The organism is Allobosea sp. RAF48 (assembly GCF_052114025.1).
Taxonomy (GTDB): domain Bacteria; phylum Pseudomonadota; class Alphaproteobacteria; order Rhizobiales; family Beijerinckiaceae; genus Allobosea.
Genome location: NZ_JBFRDZ010000002.1, coordinates 182,133 through 200,984 on the forward strand (window position 1 = coordinate 182,133; position 18,852 = coordinate 200,984).

General features: G+C 66.7%; 18 protein-coding genes. 6 read left to right on the top strand and 12 right to left on the bottom strand.

Annotated features, from left to right (window positions below; all coding sequences use genetic code 11):
- Positions 1 to 37 precede the first annotated feature (37 nt).
- From AB4Z10_RS04240 to AB4Z10_RS04255, 4 genes are all read left to right on the top strand, one after another.
- Positions 38 to 1,060, top strand: coding sequence for an amino acid ABC transporter substrate-binding protein (locus AB4Z10_RS04240; protein ID WP_441469503.1), 1,023 nt, complete (start codon positions 38 to 40; stop codon positions 1,058 to 1,060).
- A 183-nt stretch (positions 1,061 to 1,243) separates the two neighbouring features.
- Positions 1,244 to 2,416, top strand: coding sequence for an amino acid ABC transporter permease (locus AB4Z10_RS04245; RefSeq protein WP_441469130.1), 1,173 nt, complete (start codon positions 1,244 to 1,246; stop codon positions 2,414 to 2,416).
- Between the two features lies 1 nt (position 2,417).
- Positions 2,418 to 3,539 carry an amino acid ABC transporter permease gene (locus AB4Z10_RS04250; RefSeq protein WP_441469131.1) on the top strand — a complete coding sequence of 374 codons (1,122 nt, stop codon included), beginning with the start codon at positions 2,418 to 2,420 and terminating at the stop codon, positions 3,537 to 3,539.
- 124 nt (positions 3,540 to 3,663) lie between these two features.
- Positions 3,664 to 4,347 carry a lysophospholipid acyltransferase family protein gene (locus AB4Z10_RS04255; RefSeq protein WP_441469132.1) on the top strand — a complete coding sequence of 228 codons (684 nt, stop codon included), beginning with the start codon at positions 3,664 to 3,666 and terminating at the stop codon, positions 4,345 to 4,347.
- Between the two features lie 120 nt (positions 4,348 to 4,467).
- Here the strand turns inward: AB4Z10_RS04255 and AB4Z10_RS04260 are convergent, their stop codons facing one another.
- Positions 4,468 to 5,274, bottom strand: coding sequence for an EipA family protein (locus AB4Z10_RS04260; protein WP_441469133.1), 807 nt, complete (start codon positions 5,272 to 5,274; stop codon positions 4,468 to 4,470).
- A gap of 72 nt (positions 5,275 to 5,346) precedes the next feature.
- Here AB4Z10_RS04260 and AB4Z10_RS04265 point away from each other — a divergent pair, with 72 nt between their 5' ends.
- On the top strand, positions 5,347 to 6,690 hold the full coding sequence (locus AB4Z10_RS04265; RefSeq protein ID WP_441469134.1) for a sensor histidine kinase: 1,344 nt from the start codon (positions 5,347 to 5,349) through the stop codon (positions 6,688 to 6,690).
- A 24-nt stretch (positions 6,691 to 6,714) separates the two neighbouring features.
- Here the strand turns inward: AB4Z10_RS04265 and AB4Z10_RS04270 are convergent, their stop codons facing one another.
- From AB4Z10_RS04270 to AB4Z10_RS04305, 8 genes are all read right to left on the bottom strand, one after another.
- Complete coding sequence (locus AB4Z10_RS04270; RefSeq protein WP_441469135.1) at positions 6,715 to 7,398, bottom strand: response regulator transcription factor; 684 nt, start codon at positions 7,396 to 7,398, stop codon at positions 6,715 to 6,717.
- A gap of 146 nt (positions 7,399 to 7,544) precedes the next feature.
- Positions 7,545 to 8,189 carry an outer membrane protein gene (locus tag AB4Z10_RS04275; protein WP_441469136.1) on the bottom strand — a complete coding sequence of 215 codons (645 nt, stop codon included), beginning with the start codon at positions 8,187 to 8,189 and terminating at the stop codon, positions 7,545 to 7,547.
- Between the two features lie 221 nt (positions 8,190 to 8,410).
- Positions 8,411 to 9,286, bottom strand: a complete 876-nt coding sequence (locus tag AB4Z10_RS04280; RefSeq protein WP_441469137.1) for an alpha/beta hydrolase — start codon at positions 9,284 to 9,286, stop codon at positions 8,411 to 8,413.
- On the bottom strand, positions 9,283 to 10,290 hold the full coding sequence (locus AB4Z10_RS04285) for an ABC transporter ATP-binding protein (RefSeq protein WP_441469138.1): 1,008 nt from the start codon (positions 10,288 to 10,290) through the stop codon (positions 9,283 to 9,285). The genes AB4Z10_RS04280 and AB4Z10_RS04285 overlap by 4 nt, the downstream gene beginning before the upstream one ends.
- Positions 10,287 to 11,267: an ABC transporter ATP-binding protein gene (locus AB4Z10_RS04290; RefSeq protein WP_441469139.1), complete on the bottom strand. Its 981-nt coding sequence runs from the start codon at positions 11,265 to 11,267 to the stop codon at positions 10,287 to 10,289. The genes AB4Z10_RS04285 and AB4Z10_RS04290 overlap by 4 nt, the downstream gene beginning before the upstream one ends.
- On the bottom strand, positions 11,264 to 12,172 hold the full coding sequence (locus AB4Z10_RS04295) for an ABC transporter permease (RefSeq protein WP_441469140.1): 909 nt from the start codon (positions 12,170 to 12,172) through the stop codon (positions 11,264 to 11,266). Before AB4Z10_RS04295 ends, AB4Z10_RS04290 begins: the two co-directional genes overlap by 4 nt.
- Positions 12,169 to 13,146, bottom strand: coding sequence for an ABC transporter permease (locus AB4Z10_RS04300; RefSeq protein ID WP_441469141.1), 978 nt, complete (start codon positions 13,144 to 13,146; stop codon positions 12,169 to 12,171). Before AB4Z10_RS04300 ends, AB4Z10_RS04295 begins: the two co-directional genes overlap by 4 nt.
- Before the next feature lie 85 nt (positions 13,147 to 13,231).
- Positions 13,232 to 14,845, bottom strand: a complete 1,614-nt coding sequence (locus AB4Z10_RS04305) for an ABC transporter substrate-binding protein (protein ID WP_441469142.1) — start codon at positions 14,843 to 14,845, stop codon at positions 13,232 to 13,234.
- 92 nt (positions 14,846 to 14,937) lie between these two features.
- Between AB4Z10_RS04305 and AB4Z10_RS04310 the strand changes: the two genes are divergently transcribed.
- Entirely contained in the window at positions 14,938 to 15,810 is an 873-nt protein-coding gene (locus tag AB4Z10_RS04310; RefSeq protein WP_441469143.1) for a MurR/RpiR family transcriptional regulator, read from the top strand.
- Between the two features lie 118 nt (positions 15,811 to 15,928).
- Here the strand turns inward: AB4Z10_RS04310 and AB4Z10_RS04315 are convergent, their stop codons facing one another.
- The 3 genes from AB4Z10_RS04315 to AB4Z10_RS04325 form a co-directional block, all read right to left on the bottom strand.
- Positions 15,929 to 16,912: a MurR/RpiR family transcriptional regulator gene (locus AB4Z10_RS04315; protein WP_441469144.1), complete on the bottom strand. Its 984-nt coding sequence runs from the start codon at positions 16,910 to 16,912 to the stop codon at positions 15,929 to 15,931.
- Positions 16,913 to 17,018: 106 nt separating this feature from the next.
- A complete protein-coding gene (locus tag AB4Z10_RS04320) occupies positions 17,019 to 17,864 on the bottom strand; it encodes an ABC transporter permease (RefSeq protein ID WP_441469145.1) in 846 nt (281 codons plus the stop codon).
- A 10-nt stretch (positions 17,865 to 17,874) separates the two neighbouring features.
- Positions 17,875 to 18,816: an ABC transporter permease gene (locus AB4Z10_RS04325; protein WP_441469146.1), complete on the bottom strand. Its 942-nt coding sequence runs from the start codon at positions 18,814 to 18,816 to the stop codon at positions 17,875 to 17,877.
- Positions 18,817 to 18,852 lie beyond the last annotated feature (36 nt).

The window sequence follows — 18,852 nt, forward strand, 5'->3', positions numbered from 1 at the left end:
TGACAGGCGCGCACCAGGGGAAACGCCTATGCCAAAAATGTTCAGCAAGCTGGCCGCGCTCGGTCTCGCCGCGGCCGCCTTTTCCGTGTTCGCCGCACCCGCCTCGGCGCAAGCGACGCTCGAGGCTGTGAAGAAGCGCGGCAAAATTCTCTGCGGCGTCTCCCCGACGGCTCCGGGCTTCTCCTATGCCGACGACAAGGGCGTCCGTCAGGGCTTCGACAGCGATATCTGCCGCGCCATTTCGTCCGCCGTCTTCGGTGTGCCGGACAAGGTCGATTTCGTTCCGCTCAACACCAATGTGCGCTTCCAGGGCCTGCAATCGGGCGAGGTCGACATCCTGTCGCGCCAGACGACGATGACCTTCTCGCGCGACACCTCGCTCGGGCTCGATTTCGCGCCGGTCGTCTTCTATGACGGCCAGGGGCTGATGGTTTCGAGCAAGCTCGGCGTGAAGAGCGCGGCTGAGCTGTCGCAGTCGGCCGTCTGCATCCTGCCCGGCACGACGACGCTGCAGAACCTCGAAGACTACTTCAAGCCCCGCAACATCAAGTACGAGGCGGTCGTCTTCGAGAATCCCGACGAGTGGCGCAACGCCTTCTTCTCCGGCCGCTGCGACGTCATCACCACCGACCGCTCGGACCTGGCCTCGGTGCGCGCGATCGCGAACGACCCGAAGCAATACGTCATCCTGCCCGAGACGATCTCGAAGGAACCGCTCGCTCCCGTCGTCCGCCAGAACGACAGCAACTGGCGCGATATCGTCTCCTGGACGGTCAACGCCCTGATCGCGGCCGAGGAATACGGCATCACCAAGGCCAATATCGACGAACAGCTCAAGAGCAAGGATCCCGAGATCCAGCGCCTGCTCGGCGTCAACGGCGATCTCGGCAAGATGCTGAACCTCGACAACAAATGGGCCTACAACGCCATCAAGCAGCTCGGCAATTACGGCGAGCTCTTCGAGCGTCACCTCGGCGAGAAGACCCCGCTCGGCCTCACCCGCGGCCCGAACCAGCTCTGGACCAAGGGCGGACTGCTCTACTCCCCGCCCTTCCGGTGATCCCGGCCATCGCATCGGACCGCAAAGTGGCTTCCGCTTTTCGGAAAATCCGATGCAATACCAAATAAATAGATCGCCGTCGTCGCGTCCGGTGGGACGCGCGGCGATCTGGCGTTCCCTCGATTGACCTGAGACCGCCGGCCGCCGCGCGCGGCCGGTGCGTCTCCAGCACGGAACAGCCCGATGGCCTCTCCAGCATCCAGCCCGCTGCGGCTCATCTACGACGTGCGCGTGCGCGCCGTGCTCTACCAGGTCGTGGCCGTCGTCCTCGTCGTCGGGATCGGCCTCTATCTATTCGGCACTGTCTCGCGGAAGCTCGCCGAACAGAACATCGCGACGGGATTCGCCTACCTCTCGCGGCCGGCCGGTTTCGTCATCAGCCAGTCCTTCATCAGCTACGAATCCAGCGACAGCTACGGCCGCGCCATTCTCGTCGGGCTGCTCAACACGGTCTGGGTCTCGATCTTCGCCGTCATCCTGTCGACGGTGCTCGGCCTGATCGTCGGCATTGCCCGGCTGTCGCGCAATCCGCTCCTGTCCTTCCTCGCCCTGATCTATGTCGAGGCGCTGCGCAATGTGCCGCTGCTGCTCTACCTCTTCCTCTGGTATGCGCTGATCGTCGCGGTCTTCCCGCCAGTGCGGGATGCCTGGCAGATCCTGCCTGACGTCTTCCTGAGCAATGGCGGCCTGATCGTACCCTCGCTGCGCTGGTCCGCCGCCCATACCGGCGTGCTCGCCTCCGTCGCAGTCGGCGTCGCGCTCGCCTTCGTCGTCGCGTCCATCCTGCGGCGCCACCGGGTCGTGTCCGGCCATGCCCGGGCCGCCTGGCCCTTCGTGCTGCTTGCCCTCTTCGCGCCGCCGCTGATCGGCCTGCTGCTGTTCCAGCCGGACCTCGTGGTGAACTGGCCGGAAAAAGGGCGCTTCCGCATTACCGGGGGCCTGCAGGTCACGCCCGAATTCACCGCGCTTCTGGTCGGGCTCGGCCTGTCGGCTTCCGCCGGCATCGCCGAGATCGTCCGCGCCGGCATCCTCGCGGTCGGCCGCGGCCAGTGGGAGGCCGCGCGTGCCGTCGGCCTGCACGACCGCCAGACGATGCGGCTCGTCGTGCTGCCGCAAGCGCTGCGCGTGATCATTCCGCCGCTGACGAGCTCCTATCTCTCGACCTTCAAGAACTCCTCGCTCGCCATCGCGATCGGCTATCCCGATCTGGTGATGGTCTCCAACACGACCATGAACCAGACCGGGCAGGCCATCGAGGGCATTGCGATCTTCATGCTGGTCTATCTCAGTCTGTCGATCACGATCTCGCTGCTCATGAACTGGTACAACGCGCGCGTCGCGCTGGTGGAGCGCTGAGATGTCCGAGCTCACCAACACGGCCATGCTCGGCGTCGAGCGCAGCGACCGGCCCCTGCAGGGCCGCCGCCTCTGGCTTTCGGGGCTGAAGCCCTTTGTCGGCTCCCCGCTCAACGCCGTCATCACCCTCGCCTGCCTCTGGCTGATCTACCGCCTCGTGACCGGCGCCTGGGGCTGGCTCGTCACCCGCGCGGTCACGGAAGGTGGGCCGCAGGCCTGCAAGGTCGGAAACGGGGCCTGCTGGCCCTTCCTGGCCGCGAAGCTGCGCTTCATGATCTTCGGTTTCTACCCTTACGAGGAGCATTGGCGGCCGGCGCTGGCGGTACTGCTGTTCCTTGCAGCTTTGATCATCTCGATGATCCCGCGCTTCTGGTCGCGGCGCCTGCTCTGGCTCTGGCTCGCGGTCGTGCTGGTCTGCGGCGTGCTGATGTATGGCGGCGTGCTCGGCCTCACCGTGGTGAGCACCACGAACTGGGGCGGACTGCCGCTCTCCTTCATGCTCTCCTCGATCGGGCTCGCCTTCGGCTTCGTGCTTGGCGTGCTGCTGGCGCTGGCGCGCTCCTCGAAGCTGCCGGCGATCCAGGTCATCGCCGTGATCATCATCGAAACGGTGCGCGGCGTTCCGCTGGTCTCGATCCTGTTCATGGCCTCAGTGATGCTGCCGCTGTTCATGCCGGATGGCGTGACCATCGACAAATTGCTGCGAGCGCAGGTCGCGATCATCATCTTCGCCGGCGCCTACATCGCCGAGACCGTCCGTGGCGGCCTGCAGGCAGTGCCGAAGGGCCAGCATGAAGCCGCCGCCGCGCTCGGCCTCGGCTATTGGCTGTCGATGCGCAAGATCGTGCTGCCGCAGGCGCTCAAGATCGTCATCCCGCCGCTGGTCAACATCTTCATCGGCTTCTTCCAGGACACGACGCTGGTCACCATCATCGGCCTGCTCGATTTCCTCGACACGGTGCGCTCGGCGATGCGCGATCCGGTCTGGCAGGGCATCGCCGTGCTGGAGGGCTATGTCTTCGCGGCGCTGGTCTATGCCGTGTTCAGCTACGGCATGGGCTCCTACAGCCGCTTCATCGAGCGCCGCCTGCGGACGGATCACAGCCATGGTCGGAGTGCCTGACGAGGCCGGAAACGTGTTCAGACCCTGATTTCGCGCAAAACCGGTCTCCCGGCCGGCAGCCGCGCAATGTTCCAGCAAGCCGGGACGCCGACCACTCCATGTGATTCACCATGGAGGGCGGACGATGCGTTCCAGCTCAGGCCACTCAGCGGCGCTCGCCGGCCGCGCGTTGCATAGCTATATCAACCTCGTGCAGCGAACCACCCGGTTCAGGCCGGTCATTCCCGGGGCCTGTCCGTGGGAGCGCAGCCGCGAGCCGTTCATCGCCCTGACATGGCATGGCCAGCAGATGCTGAGCCTTGCGGCGCTCGAGGGGGCATCGCGCGTGGCAATCCTGGCATCTCTGCATTTCGATGGCGAGGTCGTCGCTTCGGTTGTCGAGAGGGCCGGTTACCGGACCATCCGTGGCTCGGGAACTCAGAGCCGCCCGAAAATTCAGACCAAGCGGGCGATTCCCGCCTTCTTCGAGATGCGGGATGCCCTCCGCGACGGCACCAGCGTCGTTCTCACGGCTGACGTGCCAAAAGTGTCGCGCGTGGCCGGCAAGGGCGCCGTGCAACTCGCCCGCGTTACCGGCCGGCCGATCTATCTCTTCGCCGCCGTCACCAGCGCCCGCTTCGATCTGACCAACTGGGACCGAGCCAGCATCGCCCTGCCCTTCGGCCGCGGCTGCATCCTCTGGTCGGAGCCGCTCTATGTCCGAAAGGGGGCGGATGACCGCGAGGTCGGCCTCATCGCCATGGACATCTCCGCCCGCCTCGACGACCTCCACGCCGCCGCCTATCAATCGCTCGAGCGGGCACGCTAGAGCGTTCGAAGAAATGGACACCGGTTCGCGCGAAGAAAAGGCAGCAAAACAAGGGCTCGGAGCATTTCCGTGGTTCGGAGAAACGCGGAAACACTCCAGGCATGGTTTTGCCCCGTACCGTCAGGGACGGCCCGGCGGCGGACAATCAGCCGGATTGCCGCAGATGTTTGCCGGAGGGCGCAGGATCTCCGGCTCGCCCGCCGGCTCGATACGAATGCGGCTGAGATCGCCCGAGAAGCGCAGGCCGAGGCCTGAGGAAATGAGGACGATCCGCGCGCGCGGCGATGCGAGGATCGTCGCATTGGCGCCGGCCAGGAAATGGGCGCTGCCGCCGAGGCTGGCATAGTCCCCGAACACATCCTCCCGGCGGTCGAGCCCATAGACCAGCATGATCACCCGGCCGTAATCCGCGCCGAGTCCAATGCCGACCGACAGCGCCGACCAGATCACCGGCTCGGGAGGCCCGTCCGAGAAACGCAACTCGCCGCTGCCATGCCGCCCGCCGACAACGAAAGAGCCGCTCAGCTCGCCGCCGACGATATAAGCGTTGGGCTCGCCGAACAGGGCGAACGCCCGTTCGATCGGAAGGCTCACCGTCTTCGACGCAGTATCGAATACCCCCTCGACCAATCGCAGAATATCGTTGCGCGATGTCGTCGGCAGTTGGCCCGGCCGGATCTGTTCCTTCGCCGGCGGTTTGCCCTGTGCCCATGTGGTGGTTTCGATCGGCGCGGCCGCAAGCAGCGCCCCCAGCGCCCAGACCATGAAGCTTCCCATTGCCATGGTGCGCAACACAGACATCAGGTCGGCAGATCCATGGAAGAGTTGAACGGCAACGCTATTACGGTCCATGCAGAGCGAGACAGAGCAGCGCGCCCTGTCCCACAAGCCATACCCGCACAGAGGCTCCGTGACGACCCGCAACATTGAACCGATTTCCATGCGGCTGTCGGCGGCGGCTTCGGGCGCTCATGATCTTCGCGATAGCGGAGGCCTGTGGTGACCTCGCTGTCGCGCGCCCTCACGATCCGGCTGGGCTTGCTGGGCGTCGTCCTGTTCGCGGCCTTCATCGCGGCCGTCCTGGCCTTCACCTTCATCACCGAAGACCCCGGCGCCCTACGCAACGACGTCACCTCACAAATCATCCAGCAAAGCGTGCGGCCGTCGACGGGCAGCGCACTTCAGGTCGAGAAGACCGCCGGGCTCGTGCAGATCGAGCAGGCCAGCCCCCGTCTCTGGTATCTCGTCTCCGATGGACGTTCCGTCGTCGAGTATGCGCCAGAGTTGCGTCCGGGGTTGCCCATCGACATCCGATTGGATGGACCGACGATCGCGGCGCAGATGCGCGTCGGCGGCGACAACGCGCTCGCCTTCGACGTGATCGAGAAGGATGGCAGCCGCGTCATCGTCGCGACCGGCGGCGGCGTGCCGGGCTGGGACCTGATCCTCGGCTATTTCCTGCGCGCGATCGCCGGTCCGGCGTTCGCGATCTCGGTGGTCTTCGGCATCATGATCGCCGCCGCGATCGCGATGTCGGTCTCCTACATCAGTGCGCGGCTCCGCAGCGCCGCCGAAGCGGCGGCACGCATCGATCCGCGCGCGCCGCGCGGCTTGCTGCCGACAGAGGAGACCCCGGTCGAGCTCATGCCCCTGACGACCGCGCTCAATTCGGCGCTCGACCAGATCGCCGGCAACATGGAGGGGCAGCGGCGCTTCATGAACAATGTCGCGCACGAGTTGCGCACGCCGCTCGCGGTGATGCGCAGCCGGGTCGACGCGCTTCCGGACGAACCGGCGCGCCTGCAACTGACCACGGATCTGAGCCGGCTGACCACCATCGTCTCCTCCATGCTGCAGCTCGCGCGCCTTCATGCGACCGAGCTGCCTTTCGAGCCGCTGCAGCTCAACGCGCTCGCTCGCTCCGTACTGGCCGAGCTCGCGCCGCTCATCCTCAGCCATGGCGTGGATGTCGCCCTGGAGGAGGAGGGCGATCTGCACGCGATGATCGATGCCAATGAGCCCACGGTCCGGGCCGCGCTCGCCAACCTCGTCGACAACGCCCTGCGCCATGCCAAGGCCAGATCGATCATCCTGGTCCGCGTCCTCGACGCAGCTGTTCTGGAGGTCATCGACGACGGGGTCGGCATCGCCGCGACCAAGCGCAGCCAGGCGATGGAACCGTTCAACCGCATGTCGCAGGGTTCGACTGGGGCCGGCCTCGGCCTGACGATCGTGCGGGACATCATGGCCGCCCATGGCGGCTCCATCGCCATTCTCGGCAATGAGGGCGGCGGCACCACGGTGCGCCTGGCATTCCCGCCGGACGGCACCGGCAGCGATTGAGGTGCGCCAGAGCCGACTCCGGCTCTAGCGCACCGGCTCCATCGTCTTCAGCATGTAGCCGATGCCGCGCAGCGAGGTGATTTCGACCTGGGCGCCGGCATCGCGGAGCTTGCGGCGCAGGCGCGAGATCTGAGCTTCGAGCGTGTTCGATTCGATCAGGTCGTCGAAGCCGTAGACCGCCTCGATCAGCACGTCGCGGGTGACGACGCGGCCGACCCGCTGCACCAGCGCCTCGAGGATCAGCCCCTCGCGCCGGCGCAGGTCGAGAGGCTCGCTCCCGACGCGGGCACTGCGGCCCTCGAGATCGAGCGAGAGATTGCCCGCCGCAATGACCAGCGATCGCTTGGGGTGGCGGCGCCGCACGATCACCCGCAGGCGCGCAAGCAGTTCTCCCGGCTCGAAAGGCTTGACCAGATAGTCGTCGGCGCCGCCATTGAGGCCTTCGATGACGTCGGTCTTCGCGTCGCGCGCGGTCAGGATCAGGAAGGCCGGGCGCGCCTCTTCCGCGCTGAGCGCCTTGACGATGGAAAGGCCGTCCCCATCGGGCAGCCGCCGGTCGACGATGGCGATATCGAAGGGCGCCGTCCGCAGGGCCGCCAATGCGGCATCGATCGTCGTGGTGCGATCCACGATCAGCCCCGCATTGGTGAGAAGCGACGAGAGGAAGCTCATCAGATCCGGCTCGTCCTCGACGATCAATGCGCGCATGTCGATCCTGTATAGGTGCAGGGATGGAACGTGATGCCGGACAAGGGACGGGAATTCCAGACATCCCGCCCCATCCCTACCAGGGAACGGTCCGAAAAGGACCGAGGATCAGGGCAGGCTTCGCAAAGCCGGCCGCAATAACGAGGTCAGAAGCGGTAATTCAGGCCGGCCTTGACGAGATGCTCGGTGACGCCAATGCGGCTGCGGGTGTTGCTGAACTGGAAGTTCTGCTTGCCGAGCGAAACGTAGTTGTATTCCAGCTTGGCCGAGAGATGGTCGGTGATGGCGTATTCGGCGCCGGCACCGACCACATAGCCCATCTTGCCCTTGGTCTTCGAGAGCAGGCCGTCGCTGGCCTTCAGGCTGCCATAGGCCAGACCGCCCGTGCCGTAGACCAGCACGCGATCGAAGGCGACGCCGGCGCGCGCCTTCAGCGTGCTGACATAGCGCATATCGACGCTGGTGCCCGCCCCTCTCCCCCTGGAGTTGCTGCTCGTGCCGTTCATCGACGCGTCGCCCTCCATGCCGAAGACCATGTTGCCGAGCTGCACGTTGTAGCCGAGCTGGCCGCCGAACAGCACTGTGTTGCGGCTCTTCTTGGCGGCGCCCTCGAAGCGGTCGAAGGCCGCGCCGGAATGGATACCGGCATAGATGCCGTTCCAGTTATAGGTGCGCGGCGCAGTATAGGCCGGCCACTCCTGGGTGCGCGGCAGGGCGCGATCCGCCGCCGCTGCAGGCACAGCGAAAAGGGCCAGCAGGCCAAGACCCGCCGTGGGGATGGTGCGAGACATAACAACTCCTTGCGGCGGCATTCCCTGCCACCGACGCAACTGCCTGCGCCCTGTCTCCGCGGATCGGAGCGGGTCGGCATGCGCAGATTGCGAACGAAGATTACGGCAATGTTGCCCAAGGAAGAGGCAGCGGCGGCGCGCTCAAGCGCCCCCGCCCGGGAAGCCCCATCGCCCGGCATCTCTCGCACCGGGTCGGCAATATTGCGCCGCAGCAGGAGTTGTCAGAGTACGGGTTCGACCTGCTTTCCAAGCTCCTCCACCGGCGGAATCCGGCCGGCCTCGAACCAATAGGCCGCCGCCGCGCGGGACATCGCCGCACCGTCATGCCCGATCCCTGGCACCGTGACGAGCTGCCAGTTGCAGGGCACGCCGAGACGCGCGGCCTCGGCCCGAGCGAAGTCGAGCATGAAATGCGCGCGGCCATAGCGATGCGGCCCCTGCGCCAGCGCCTCGGCCTGCGCCGGCAGGTTCGGATCGTCGGTGACGATGTCGCGGTCGCCGGCGAAGAGCATCATGGGATAGGCGAGCCAGCGTGTGAGCGCACCACGGTCGAGATCGAGCCCGCCGAGCCCTTCCGGGAAGCGCCTATCGAGCGTCGGCAGCGTGTACCAGCCGGGGTTGGAGGCCATCGCCGCCGCGAAGAGCTCCCCACCCTCTGTCGCCAGCATGCGGTGCACGAACTGCCCGCCGGCCGAATGACCGAAGATGCGGATGACCGGGCGGTCGATCACCCCGCCGGCGCGCAAGGCGTCCAGCACGCGCTCGGGCACGGCGTAGAGCCATTGCTCGCGCGGAGCGATGGCATCGTCGGCGGAGACGATCAGGCCGTTGTTGTAGCCTTCGGCCTTCGGGAAATGCGCGTCGGGAAAGGTCGGCGCGACGATCAGCAGGCCGTGCTTCTCGGCCGCATCGACCCAGAAATCGCGATAGTCGTCGCCATTACGCATCATGCCGTGCTGCACGACGATAACGGGATCGTTGGGCTGATGGCGGGCCGGCCGGTAGAAGTTCACGACGAGCGGCCGGTCAGGATGGCGGCGGTCGATGAAAGGCAGCGTGCTGCGGCCGACCGGCGGGTTGAGGGTGGTGGTGGTCATGCGGCCTCCGGAGCCTTGTGCAGATGACATGCGGCGCTGCGCCCGGGCGCGATCTCGACGAGCTTCGGCTGAACCTCGCGGCAGACCGGCATCGCCTGCTCGCAGCGCGGATGGAAGGGGCAGCCGGGCGGCGGAGCCAAGGGCGAAGGCAGCTCGCCCTTGAGCGGCTGGAAAGCGCGCTTGCGCCGGGCCGCCGAGGGGATCGCGGCGATCAGCGCCGCACTATAGGGATGCGCCGGCTCGGCGAATATCTCGGTCGCCCGCCCGACTTCGACGATACGGCCGAGATACATGATCGCGACTCGGTCGCTGATATGCCTGACGAGGCCGAGATCGTGGCTGACGAAGAGATAGGTCAGGCCGTGTCGCTCGCGCACATCCATGAACAGGTTGACGACCTGCGCCTGAATGGAGACATCGAGCGCCGAAACCGGCTCGTCGCAGACGAGGAAATCGGGTTTCACGGCAAGCGCCCGCGCGATGCCGATGCGCTGGCGCTGTCCGCCCGAGAACTGGTGCGGGTAGCGCTCGCGATAGGCGAGGTCGAGCCCGACCTCGCTCAGCGCCTGATCCACCGCCTTGTCGATCTCGGCCCTGGGCAGCAGCTTGTGGACGCTCAGCGCCTCGCCGACGATTCGGCTGACCTTCATGCGCGGGTCGAGCGAAGCATAGGGGTCCTGGAAGATCATCTGGACCTTCAGCAGGAAATCCAGCCGCTCCTTGCCTTTCAGCCCCGCGACAGGCCGCTGCTCGTAGACCACCTCGCCCGCGCTCGGCTTGAGGATGCCCGTGACGACGCGCGCGAGCGTGGACTTGCCGCAGCCGGATTCGCCGACGAGGCCGAGCACTTCGCCGCGCTTGACGCTGAGGTCGATGCCGTCGACGGCGCGCAGCACCGGCGGCGCCTTGCCGCGGCCAGTCGCCATCAGGATCCGCTCCGCCACCGTCGGGTTGCGGCGAAAATGCTTGGTGACGCCCTTGAGCTCGATGATGGGCGCGCTCATGCCGCCTCTCCAAACGGGACCGGGTTATGGCAGCGGAAGCTGCGGGCGCCCTCGGCCGTCGTGGTCGGATCCTGCTCGGCGCAAACCAGCTGGACGCGCGGACAGCGCGGCCGGAACGGACAGCCGCTCGGGCGCGCATCGATGCGCGGCGCGACGCCGTCGATCTGGTTCAGCCGCTCGCCGGGCGCGACATTGGCGGCGGACGAGTTGAGCAGGCCGAGCGTGTAGGGGTGACGCGGCGCATCGAGAACCTGATCGACCGGGCCGATCTCGACCACGCGGCCGGCATACATCACCGCCACCCGGTCGGCGAGCTCGGCCACGACTGCGAGGTCGTGCGTGATCCAGAGCACGGCGGTGCCGGTCTCGCGGCTGAGCTTCTGCACCTCGAACAGGATCTGGCTCTGGATGGTGACGTCGAGCGCCGTCGTCGGCTCGTCGGCGATGATCAGGTCGGGCGCATTGAGCAGCGCGGTCGCGATGGCGACGCGCTGGCGCATGCCGCCGGAGAACTCATGCGGGAACTGCTTCAGCCGCGCCTCGGGCGAGGAGATGCCGACCCGCGCCAGCGCCTTCGAAGCCTCCGCCAGCGCCTCGTCGCGTGTGCATTGACGATGCTCCAGGATCGCCTCGCTCATCTGCTCGCCGATGCTGAGCACCGGGTTCAGCGTCATCAGCGGATCCTGGAAGATCATGGCGATGCGGTCGCCGCGCAGGTCACGCAGCCGCTCTTCCGAAGCGGCGCGCAGATCCTCGCCGTCGAAGCTGATCGTGCCGGCGACGATCTCGCCCGGCGGGTCGATCAGCCGAACCAGCGAGAAGCCGGTCACCGACTTGCCGGAGCCGGACTCGCCGACGAGCCCCAGCACCTCGCCGCGCGCGACGCTGAGATCGACGCCGTCGACGGCGGGCCAGGCACCGTCGAGCGCATGGAAGACGGTCCTGAGACCGCGGACATCGAGCAGGGCGTCGGTCATGAGCGCACGTTGAAGCTGCGGCGCAGCCGGTCGCCGACGAGGTTGAGCGAGACGATCAGCAGCACCAGCGCAATGCCGGGGAAGACCGCGATCCAGTATTCGCCCGAGAGCAGGAACTCGAAGCCGTTGGCGATCAGCAGGCCGAGCGAGGGCTGCGTCACCGGCACGCCGACGCCGAGGAAGGACAGCGTCGCCTCCAGCGTGATCGCGCTGGCGACGCTGATCGAGGCGACGACCAGCACCGAGCCGACAGAATTCGGCAGAAGGTGAGCAATCATGATGTGTCGGGTCGGCAGGCCGAAATTCAGGGCGGCCTCGATATATTCCTTGCGGCGCTCGACCAGCGCGGAGGCGCGCATCAGCCGGGCATATTGCGCCCATTGCACGAGCACGATGGCAAGGATGACCTTGTCCACACCGCGGCCGATCGAGGCGAGCAGCACGAGCGCGATCAGGATCGAGGGAAAGCCGAGCATGAAGTCGACAACGCGCATGATCACGGCGTCGACCGCGCCGCCGAACTGTGCGGCAAGAAGCCCGGCCGAAATGCCGATGAACAGTGCCCCCAGCGTTGCCGAAAGGCCTACCATCAGGCTGGTGCGCAGCCCGTAGAGGATGGCGCTCAGCATGTCGCGGCCCTGTGAATCCGTGCCGAGCCAATAGGTCATGCCGTTCATGCCGGCCTCGCCCGGCGGCAGCCGGTTGTCCATCACGCTGAGGGCGGCGAGGTCGTGCGGGTTCTGCGGCGCGATGAACGGCGCAAGCAGAGCGAGCAGGACCATGATGCCGAGCAGGATGGCCGCACCGCGCGTCGTCGGCCGGCTGCGGATGCGGCGCAGTACCTTTTCGCGCAGGGGCGTGTCGGCATAGGCGGGAACGGCGGGCGCCCTGGTCTTTGCGCTCATGCCATCTCTCCCGTCAGCTTCACCCGCGGGTCGAGCGCGGCATAGAGGATGTCGACGAGGAAGTTCACCGCGACGAAGAGCAGCGTCGCCAGCAGGACATAGGCGACCACCACGGGCCGATCGAGCTGGTAGACCGAATCGATCAGTAGCTTGCCCATGCCCGGCCAGGCGAAGACCGTCTCGGTGATGGTCGAGAAGGCCACGAGGCTGCCGAACTCGATGCCGACCACCGTGACGACCGGGATCAGGATGTTGCGCAGCACGTGGCGGCCGACGATGCGTCGCGGCCGCACGCCCTTGGCGCGGGCGTATTTGACGTAGTCTTGCGTCATCGTCTCGGTCGTGCCCGCGGCGACCAGGCGGATCATCAGCGCCATGTTGGGAATGGCGAGGTTGATCGCCGGCAGTGCCAGATGCTTCAGCCCGTCCAGCGTCAGCAGGCTGGTCCTGAAGCCGAGGACGGAGACAGTCTCGCCGCGCCCGGCCGTCGGCAGCCAGCCGAGCAGCACGGCGAAGAGCAGGATCAGCATCATGCCCTTCCAGAAGCTCGGCAGAGAAAAGCCGAGGATGGTGCTGCCCATGATGATGCGCGAGGGCCGGCTTTCCGGATCGAGCCCGGCATAGAGCCCGAGCGGCACGCCGGTGAAGATCGCCAGCGTCATCGCCAGCAGCACAAGCTCGAAGGTCGCGGGCAGACGCGCCAAGATCAGTTCGATCGCCGGCACGCCATGAACGAAGGAGCGGCCCAGGTCGCCTTTCAACGCGTTACCGATGAAGACGAAATATTGCTGCCAGATCGGCAAATCGAGACCGAGGCGCCGGATCAGCGCCTCGCGCTCGGCCGAGCTGACCGAGGGCGAGACCAGAAGCTCGATCGGATCGCCGATGCCGTAGACGGCGAAGAAGACGACGACCGAGACCGCGAGCAGCACGAGCACGCTCTGGATCAGCCGCTGCAGGACATAGGCGGTCATGGGGTGAGACCGGCTCCGCTACGTGTTGCGAACGGGCGGCCCTGGCGGGCCACCCGTCACTTTCGGGGGACTTGCCCGGCGAGGCTTACTTGGCGGCCGGCTTGACCGACATCGCCAGCATGTACTGGTCGGCGCGACCGGTGACAGCGAGGTTGGACTTGAAGGCCCAGACGCCGCTCTCGAAGTGCAGCGGGATGAAGGCGCCGTCGGCGAGCACGAGCTTGCCGGCCTCCTGCAGCAGCTCGGCGCGCTTGGCGTCGTCGAGCGTGGTCACGGCCTCGCGGATCACCTTGTCGAACTGGTCGTTCTTGTAGCCGCCATAGTTCGAGCCACCCAGCGTCTTGGTCTCGTTCGGGGTCGGCGGCCACTGGCGCAGGAAGGACGCGGCCTCGCCGGTGCCGGAGCCCCAGCCGCCGAGCGCAACGCTGAATTCCTTCTTGGCCCGGCGCGGGAAGTAGATCGCCCGCGTCATCGCGTCGACCTCGGTCTTGATGCCGATCTGGGTCAGGTACTGTGCGACCGCCTGGGTGATCTGGCTGTCGTTGATGTAGCGATCGTTGGTGGTCGACAGCGTGAGCTGGAAGCCCTTGGCATAACCGGCCTCGGCCAGCAGCTTCTTCGCCTGCGCGGGATCATAGGCCAGCTTCGGCGGGTTCGGCAGCGTGCCGAACATGCCGGTCGGCAGGTACTGGTAGGCGGGCTCGGCCGCGCCATCCATGATGCGCTTGACGATGGCATCGCGGTCGATGGCGAGCGACATCGCCTTGCGCACGCGCGCATCCTTCAGCGGGTTCTTGCCGTCCTCGGACTTGACGAAGGGGCTCTGGTCGCGAGCGACGTCGAGCTGGAAATAGATCACGCGGGTCGAGGGCGTGATGACATGGCCGAAGCGCTTGTCGTCCTTGATCCGGCCGAGGTCGCGCGCCGCCGGATTCTCGATCACGTCGTAATCTCCGGCGAGCAGGCCGGCGAGGCGCGGGCCGGCATTGGTCACCGGCAGCAGGCGCACGAGCTCCCAGGGCTCGGCCTTGCCCCAATAGGTCGGGTTGCGCTCGAGCTCGATCGCCGAGCCCCGCACATAGGACTTCAGCTTGTAGGGGCCGGTGCCGACGGCAAGCGAGCCGTCATTGAAGCCGCTGACCGTCGGCCAGGGGCCGGTGACGCCGCAGTTCTTGGCGATGTCGTAGCTGATCGGCCCGTGCTCGGCGATGGAAGCCGAGAGGATGCTGAGCGCCGAGAGCAGGTTCGGCAGCAGCGGCTCCGGGTTGATGGTGTTGATCACCAGCGTGTGCGGATCGGGCGTCTCGACCGAGGCGAAATTCCCGGTGACGTCGGCAAAGGAATCCGACACCTTGGTCTCGTTCTTCAGCGTGCGGCAGAAGGTGAAGACCACGTCCTCGGCCGTGAACGGCTTGCCGTTCGAGAACTTCACGCCGTCGCGCAGCTTGAAGGTCCAGCGGTTCTTGCCGTCATTCTCCCAGGACGAGGCAAGGCTCGGATGCAGCTTCTGCTTCTCATCCTGGCTGACGAGCGAGTCGAAGATGTGCTGCGCCAGAGCGTTGTTCGGAGTGAGGTCATGATAGTGCGGATCGACGGCCGTCGGCTCGGAAGCCAGCGCGATGCGCAAGGTTTGGGCCGAGGCCGCCGTGGCGGACAGGCACGTTGCGGCGAGTGCCGCGACGAACAGGGATTGACGCATGATGGTATCCGCTCCCGCTTGTCGTTTTGACAGGTTTATTTTCGTCCGGTAGCAAACATGAAAATTTTTGAACGTCAACCGGGCGGAGGCACATGTCCCAGGGCCTGAAGCCGTCGACGGATCTCTCGAACCGGATCGCTCGGATTTACCCGTCCCTGAGCAACGGCCATCGCCGTGCGGCCGATTTCGTGCTGCAGCATCCGCTCGACGTCGCGACGATGACCATCGAAGGGCTGGCGGAAGGGAGCGGCACCTCCAACGCGACGGTGACGCGCTTCGTCCGGGCGCTCGGCTATGGCGGCTATGGCGAGTTTCGCGGCGCGCTCTCGGCTGCGCTGAAGTTCGCCCATGCTCCCGTCGACAGCTTCGCCGGCGCCCGCTCGGCCGCCGGCTCGACCTTCGCGACCGTCGAGGCCGCGCTTGCCGACCAGGCCGCCAATCTGCAGGCGGCCCGCGAAGGATTGACGGAGGAAGCGGTGACGCGGGCCGTCGAGCTGCTGCTCAAGGCGCCGCGGGTCTTCATCGCGGCCTCCGGCGCAAGCCACCATGTCGCTTCGTTCCTTGAAGACGGTCTGGCTCTCTACCTCGGAGCGGATGTGATCTTCGCCTCGGCCCGGACCGGCCCGGAGCGTGCGGTGCGCCACATGATGTCGGCACGACCGGACGACCTTCTGGTGGCGATCTCGGTCCCGCGCTACTCACGCTCGACGCTCGACCTCGCGAGCTTCGCCAAGAAGCGCGGCGCGAAACTCCTGGCACTGACCGACGGTCCGACTTCCCCGCTCGCGTCGATCGCCGATGTCACGCTCTTCGCGCCCGCGCGCAGTCGCCTGCTGCCCAATTCTCCCACCGCCGTCTTCGCAATCGCGGACGCCCTGATCGCTGCGGTCGCGCGCGAACGGCCGGATGCGGTCGAGGCCCTGAAGGAATTGAGCGAGAGCCTGCTCTGGACTTTCCAGCAGTAGCGGCCAGAACATTTTCCAGCGAAGTGGATGCCGGTTCGCGTGAAGAAAATGCGATAAAACAAAGAGCTAGAACACTTCCGCGGTTCGGAGACACGCGAAAATGCTCTCGCGGGCCGTCTCAGCCCGTTTCGGACGACCCAAGGTCGGAATCCAGCATCTGGCGCCAGCCGGCATGCAGGACGGACGGGTCTTCGCGGTCGACGCCGTAGGTGTTCAGCACGTGATGGAGATCGTTCATGCGGGCGATCAGTTCGGGTCCCTGACGCAGCCCGACCATGATCATCAGGATCTCGATCGCGATGAGCTGGACGACATAGGCGTCCGTCCCGACCAACATGGTGGCATCGCGCGGCACATCCATCGGCAGCACGATGTGGGCGAGTTCGGCGAGCGGCGTGCGCGCCTGCGTCAGGGCGATGATCGTAGCCCCCCGCGCCCGGCCAACCTCGACGGCGCGCAGCAGTGCCGGCATGCGGCCGACGAAGGAGATCGCGACAAGGACATCGGCCGAAGTCAGGGTCGCGGCGGCGACAAGCTGGAAATGGGCGTCGGAGAAGGCGTTCGCGGTCAGGCCGAGGCGAAAAAGCCGTGCCTGCAGGTCCTGCGCCAGGAAATGCGAGGTCGCGCCGGTGCCCAGGCAGTCGATCCGGCGCGCTCTCTTGATCGCCGCGGCGGCCCGGTCGAGCTCGGCAGGGTCGATCCGTCGCTGCCATTCGGCGATCACCGTGGTCATGCTGCCGGTGACGTTGCGCACCACATCGGCCGCCGTCTCGCCGACATGGACCGAGCGGTGCAGGAACGGCGCGCCGAGCGCCAGCGCCCCGGCGAGCTTCAGCTTCAGGTCCCTGAGACCCTCGCAGCCGATGGCGCGGGCAAAGCGCACGATCGTCGGCGCGCTGACGCCGGAGCGCGCCGCGATCTCCTCGACATTGGCCTTCACCGCCCAATCGGGATCGTCGAGGAAGAGCGCCCCGACACGCCGCTGGCTCTCCGACATGGCGTCGAGGCCGGTGCGGATGGTGCTGAGGATGTCGGAGGCGCCAACGGTATCCTCGAGTCCGGCCGCGCGCGACGTTCCCGTTGGATCGAACGTGCCGGTCATGTCGAAGCTCCGCCGAAACCAGCCGCGCGATCTGATGCCGCCCCGACCTTTCCCAGCCTCGCGAGGTTGACGCAGGTCTGGGAGAAGAACGGAACGGCGGCAGCCATCACAGAGCCTTCCTGAGACGCGGATCGAGCATGTCGCGCAGCCCGTCGCCGAGAACCTGCAACGACAATGCCACGAAGACGATGGCGAGGCCCGGGAAAGCGACGATCCAGAAGGCATCGTCAGCATATTGCTGGCCCGACGCGATCATCGTCCCCCAGGTCGGTGTCTCCGGCGGCACGCCGGCCCCGAGGAAGGACAGCCCCGCTTCCGCCAGCACGGCATAGGCGAAGATGAAGGTCGCCTGGACCAGCACCGGCGAGGCGATGTTGGGCAGCAGATGCACGGCCAGGATGCGCGGGGTCGAGACGCCGATGGACCGCGCCGCCTCGACGAAGGGCAGCTCGCGCACGACCAGCGTCGAGGCGCGGATCACGCGCACGACGCGCGGCGTGTAGACGATCGACAGCGCCAGGATGACGTTGCCGGCGGAGGCGCCGAGCACCGCGACTAGGAAGATCGCGAGCAGGATGTCCGGCAGCGCCATCAACGCATCGACGAAGCGCATGATCGGTGCGTCGAGCCGCTTGAAATAGCCGGCGATCAGGCCGAACGCCGTGCCGACCGTGACCGAAATCATCACCACGGCAAAACCGATGCCCAAGGAGGCGCGCGCGCCCCAGACAATGCGCGAAAAGATGTCGCGGCCGAGTTCGTCGGTGCCGAACCAGTTGACCTCGCTCGGCGGGCGCAGGCGCCGCGCGACACGCATCGCACCGGGATCGTAGGGCGAGATCAAGGGCGCGAGCACTGCGAGGACGAAGACCACCGCGAGGACGAGGGCGGCAACGAGCACGAGCTTGCGCCGGAACAGGCTGCGGAGGAAAGCGAGGACGGGAGAGTTCATCGTCGCTGCCTCAGTAGCGGACACGCGGATCGACGAACGTATAGATCACGTCGATGAGGAGGTTGATCAGGACGTAGATCGCTGCCACCGCGAGCAGCGCCCCCTGAATTACCGGATAGTCGCGCCGCAGCACCGCGGAGACGACGAGATTGCCGATGCCCGGCAGTCCGAACACCGTCTCCGTCACGATCGCGCCGCCGATCAGCAGCGCCAGCGTCAGGCCGAGCACGGTGATGACCGGGACGAGCACGTTGCGAAAGGCATGCCCCAGCAGGACGCGGCGTTCGGACAGCCCCTTCGCCCGCGCCGTGCGCAGGAAATCGGCGTCGAGGATGTCGAGCATGCTGGCGCGGGTAAAGCGCGTGATCAGCGCCGAGTTGACGACGCCGAGGACGGCGGAGGGCAGCAGCAGGTGCTGGAGCCGCTCGGCGAAGCTGGCCTGCGGCGGGCCGTAGCCCGCAACCGGGAACCAGCCGAGCTTGACCGCGAAAAGCTGGATGAAGATCAGGCCGAGCCAGAAGCTCGGGATGTTGGCCGCCAGCATCGCAAGCCCGCTGACCGCCTGGTCGACCGGGCGCCCGCGCCACACCGCCGAGGCGATGCCGGCGGGGATGCCGATCGCCGCAGCGATGGCGAGCGAGAACATCGCCAGGAAGAAGGTCGGTTCGGCGCGCTCCAGAAGCGCCTGCGTCACCGGCCGCTGCAGGAAGATCGACTGGCCGAGATTGCCGCCGGCGACCTCCTTCAGCCACAGGAGGAACTGCAGCAGCAGCGGCTTGTCGAGGCCATAGGCGGCTCGCAGCCGCGCGATGTCTTCCGCCGTCGCTTGGTCGCCCAGCATCAGCGCCGCCGGATCACCCGGCGCCAGCCGCGTCAGGAAAAAGACCAGTGCGGCGACGATGAAGAGCACGAGCAACAGGCCGGCGAACCGGCGTCCGATATGCGCGAGCATCCGATACGCTCCGTTGGCGAAGGCGGACTTGACTGG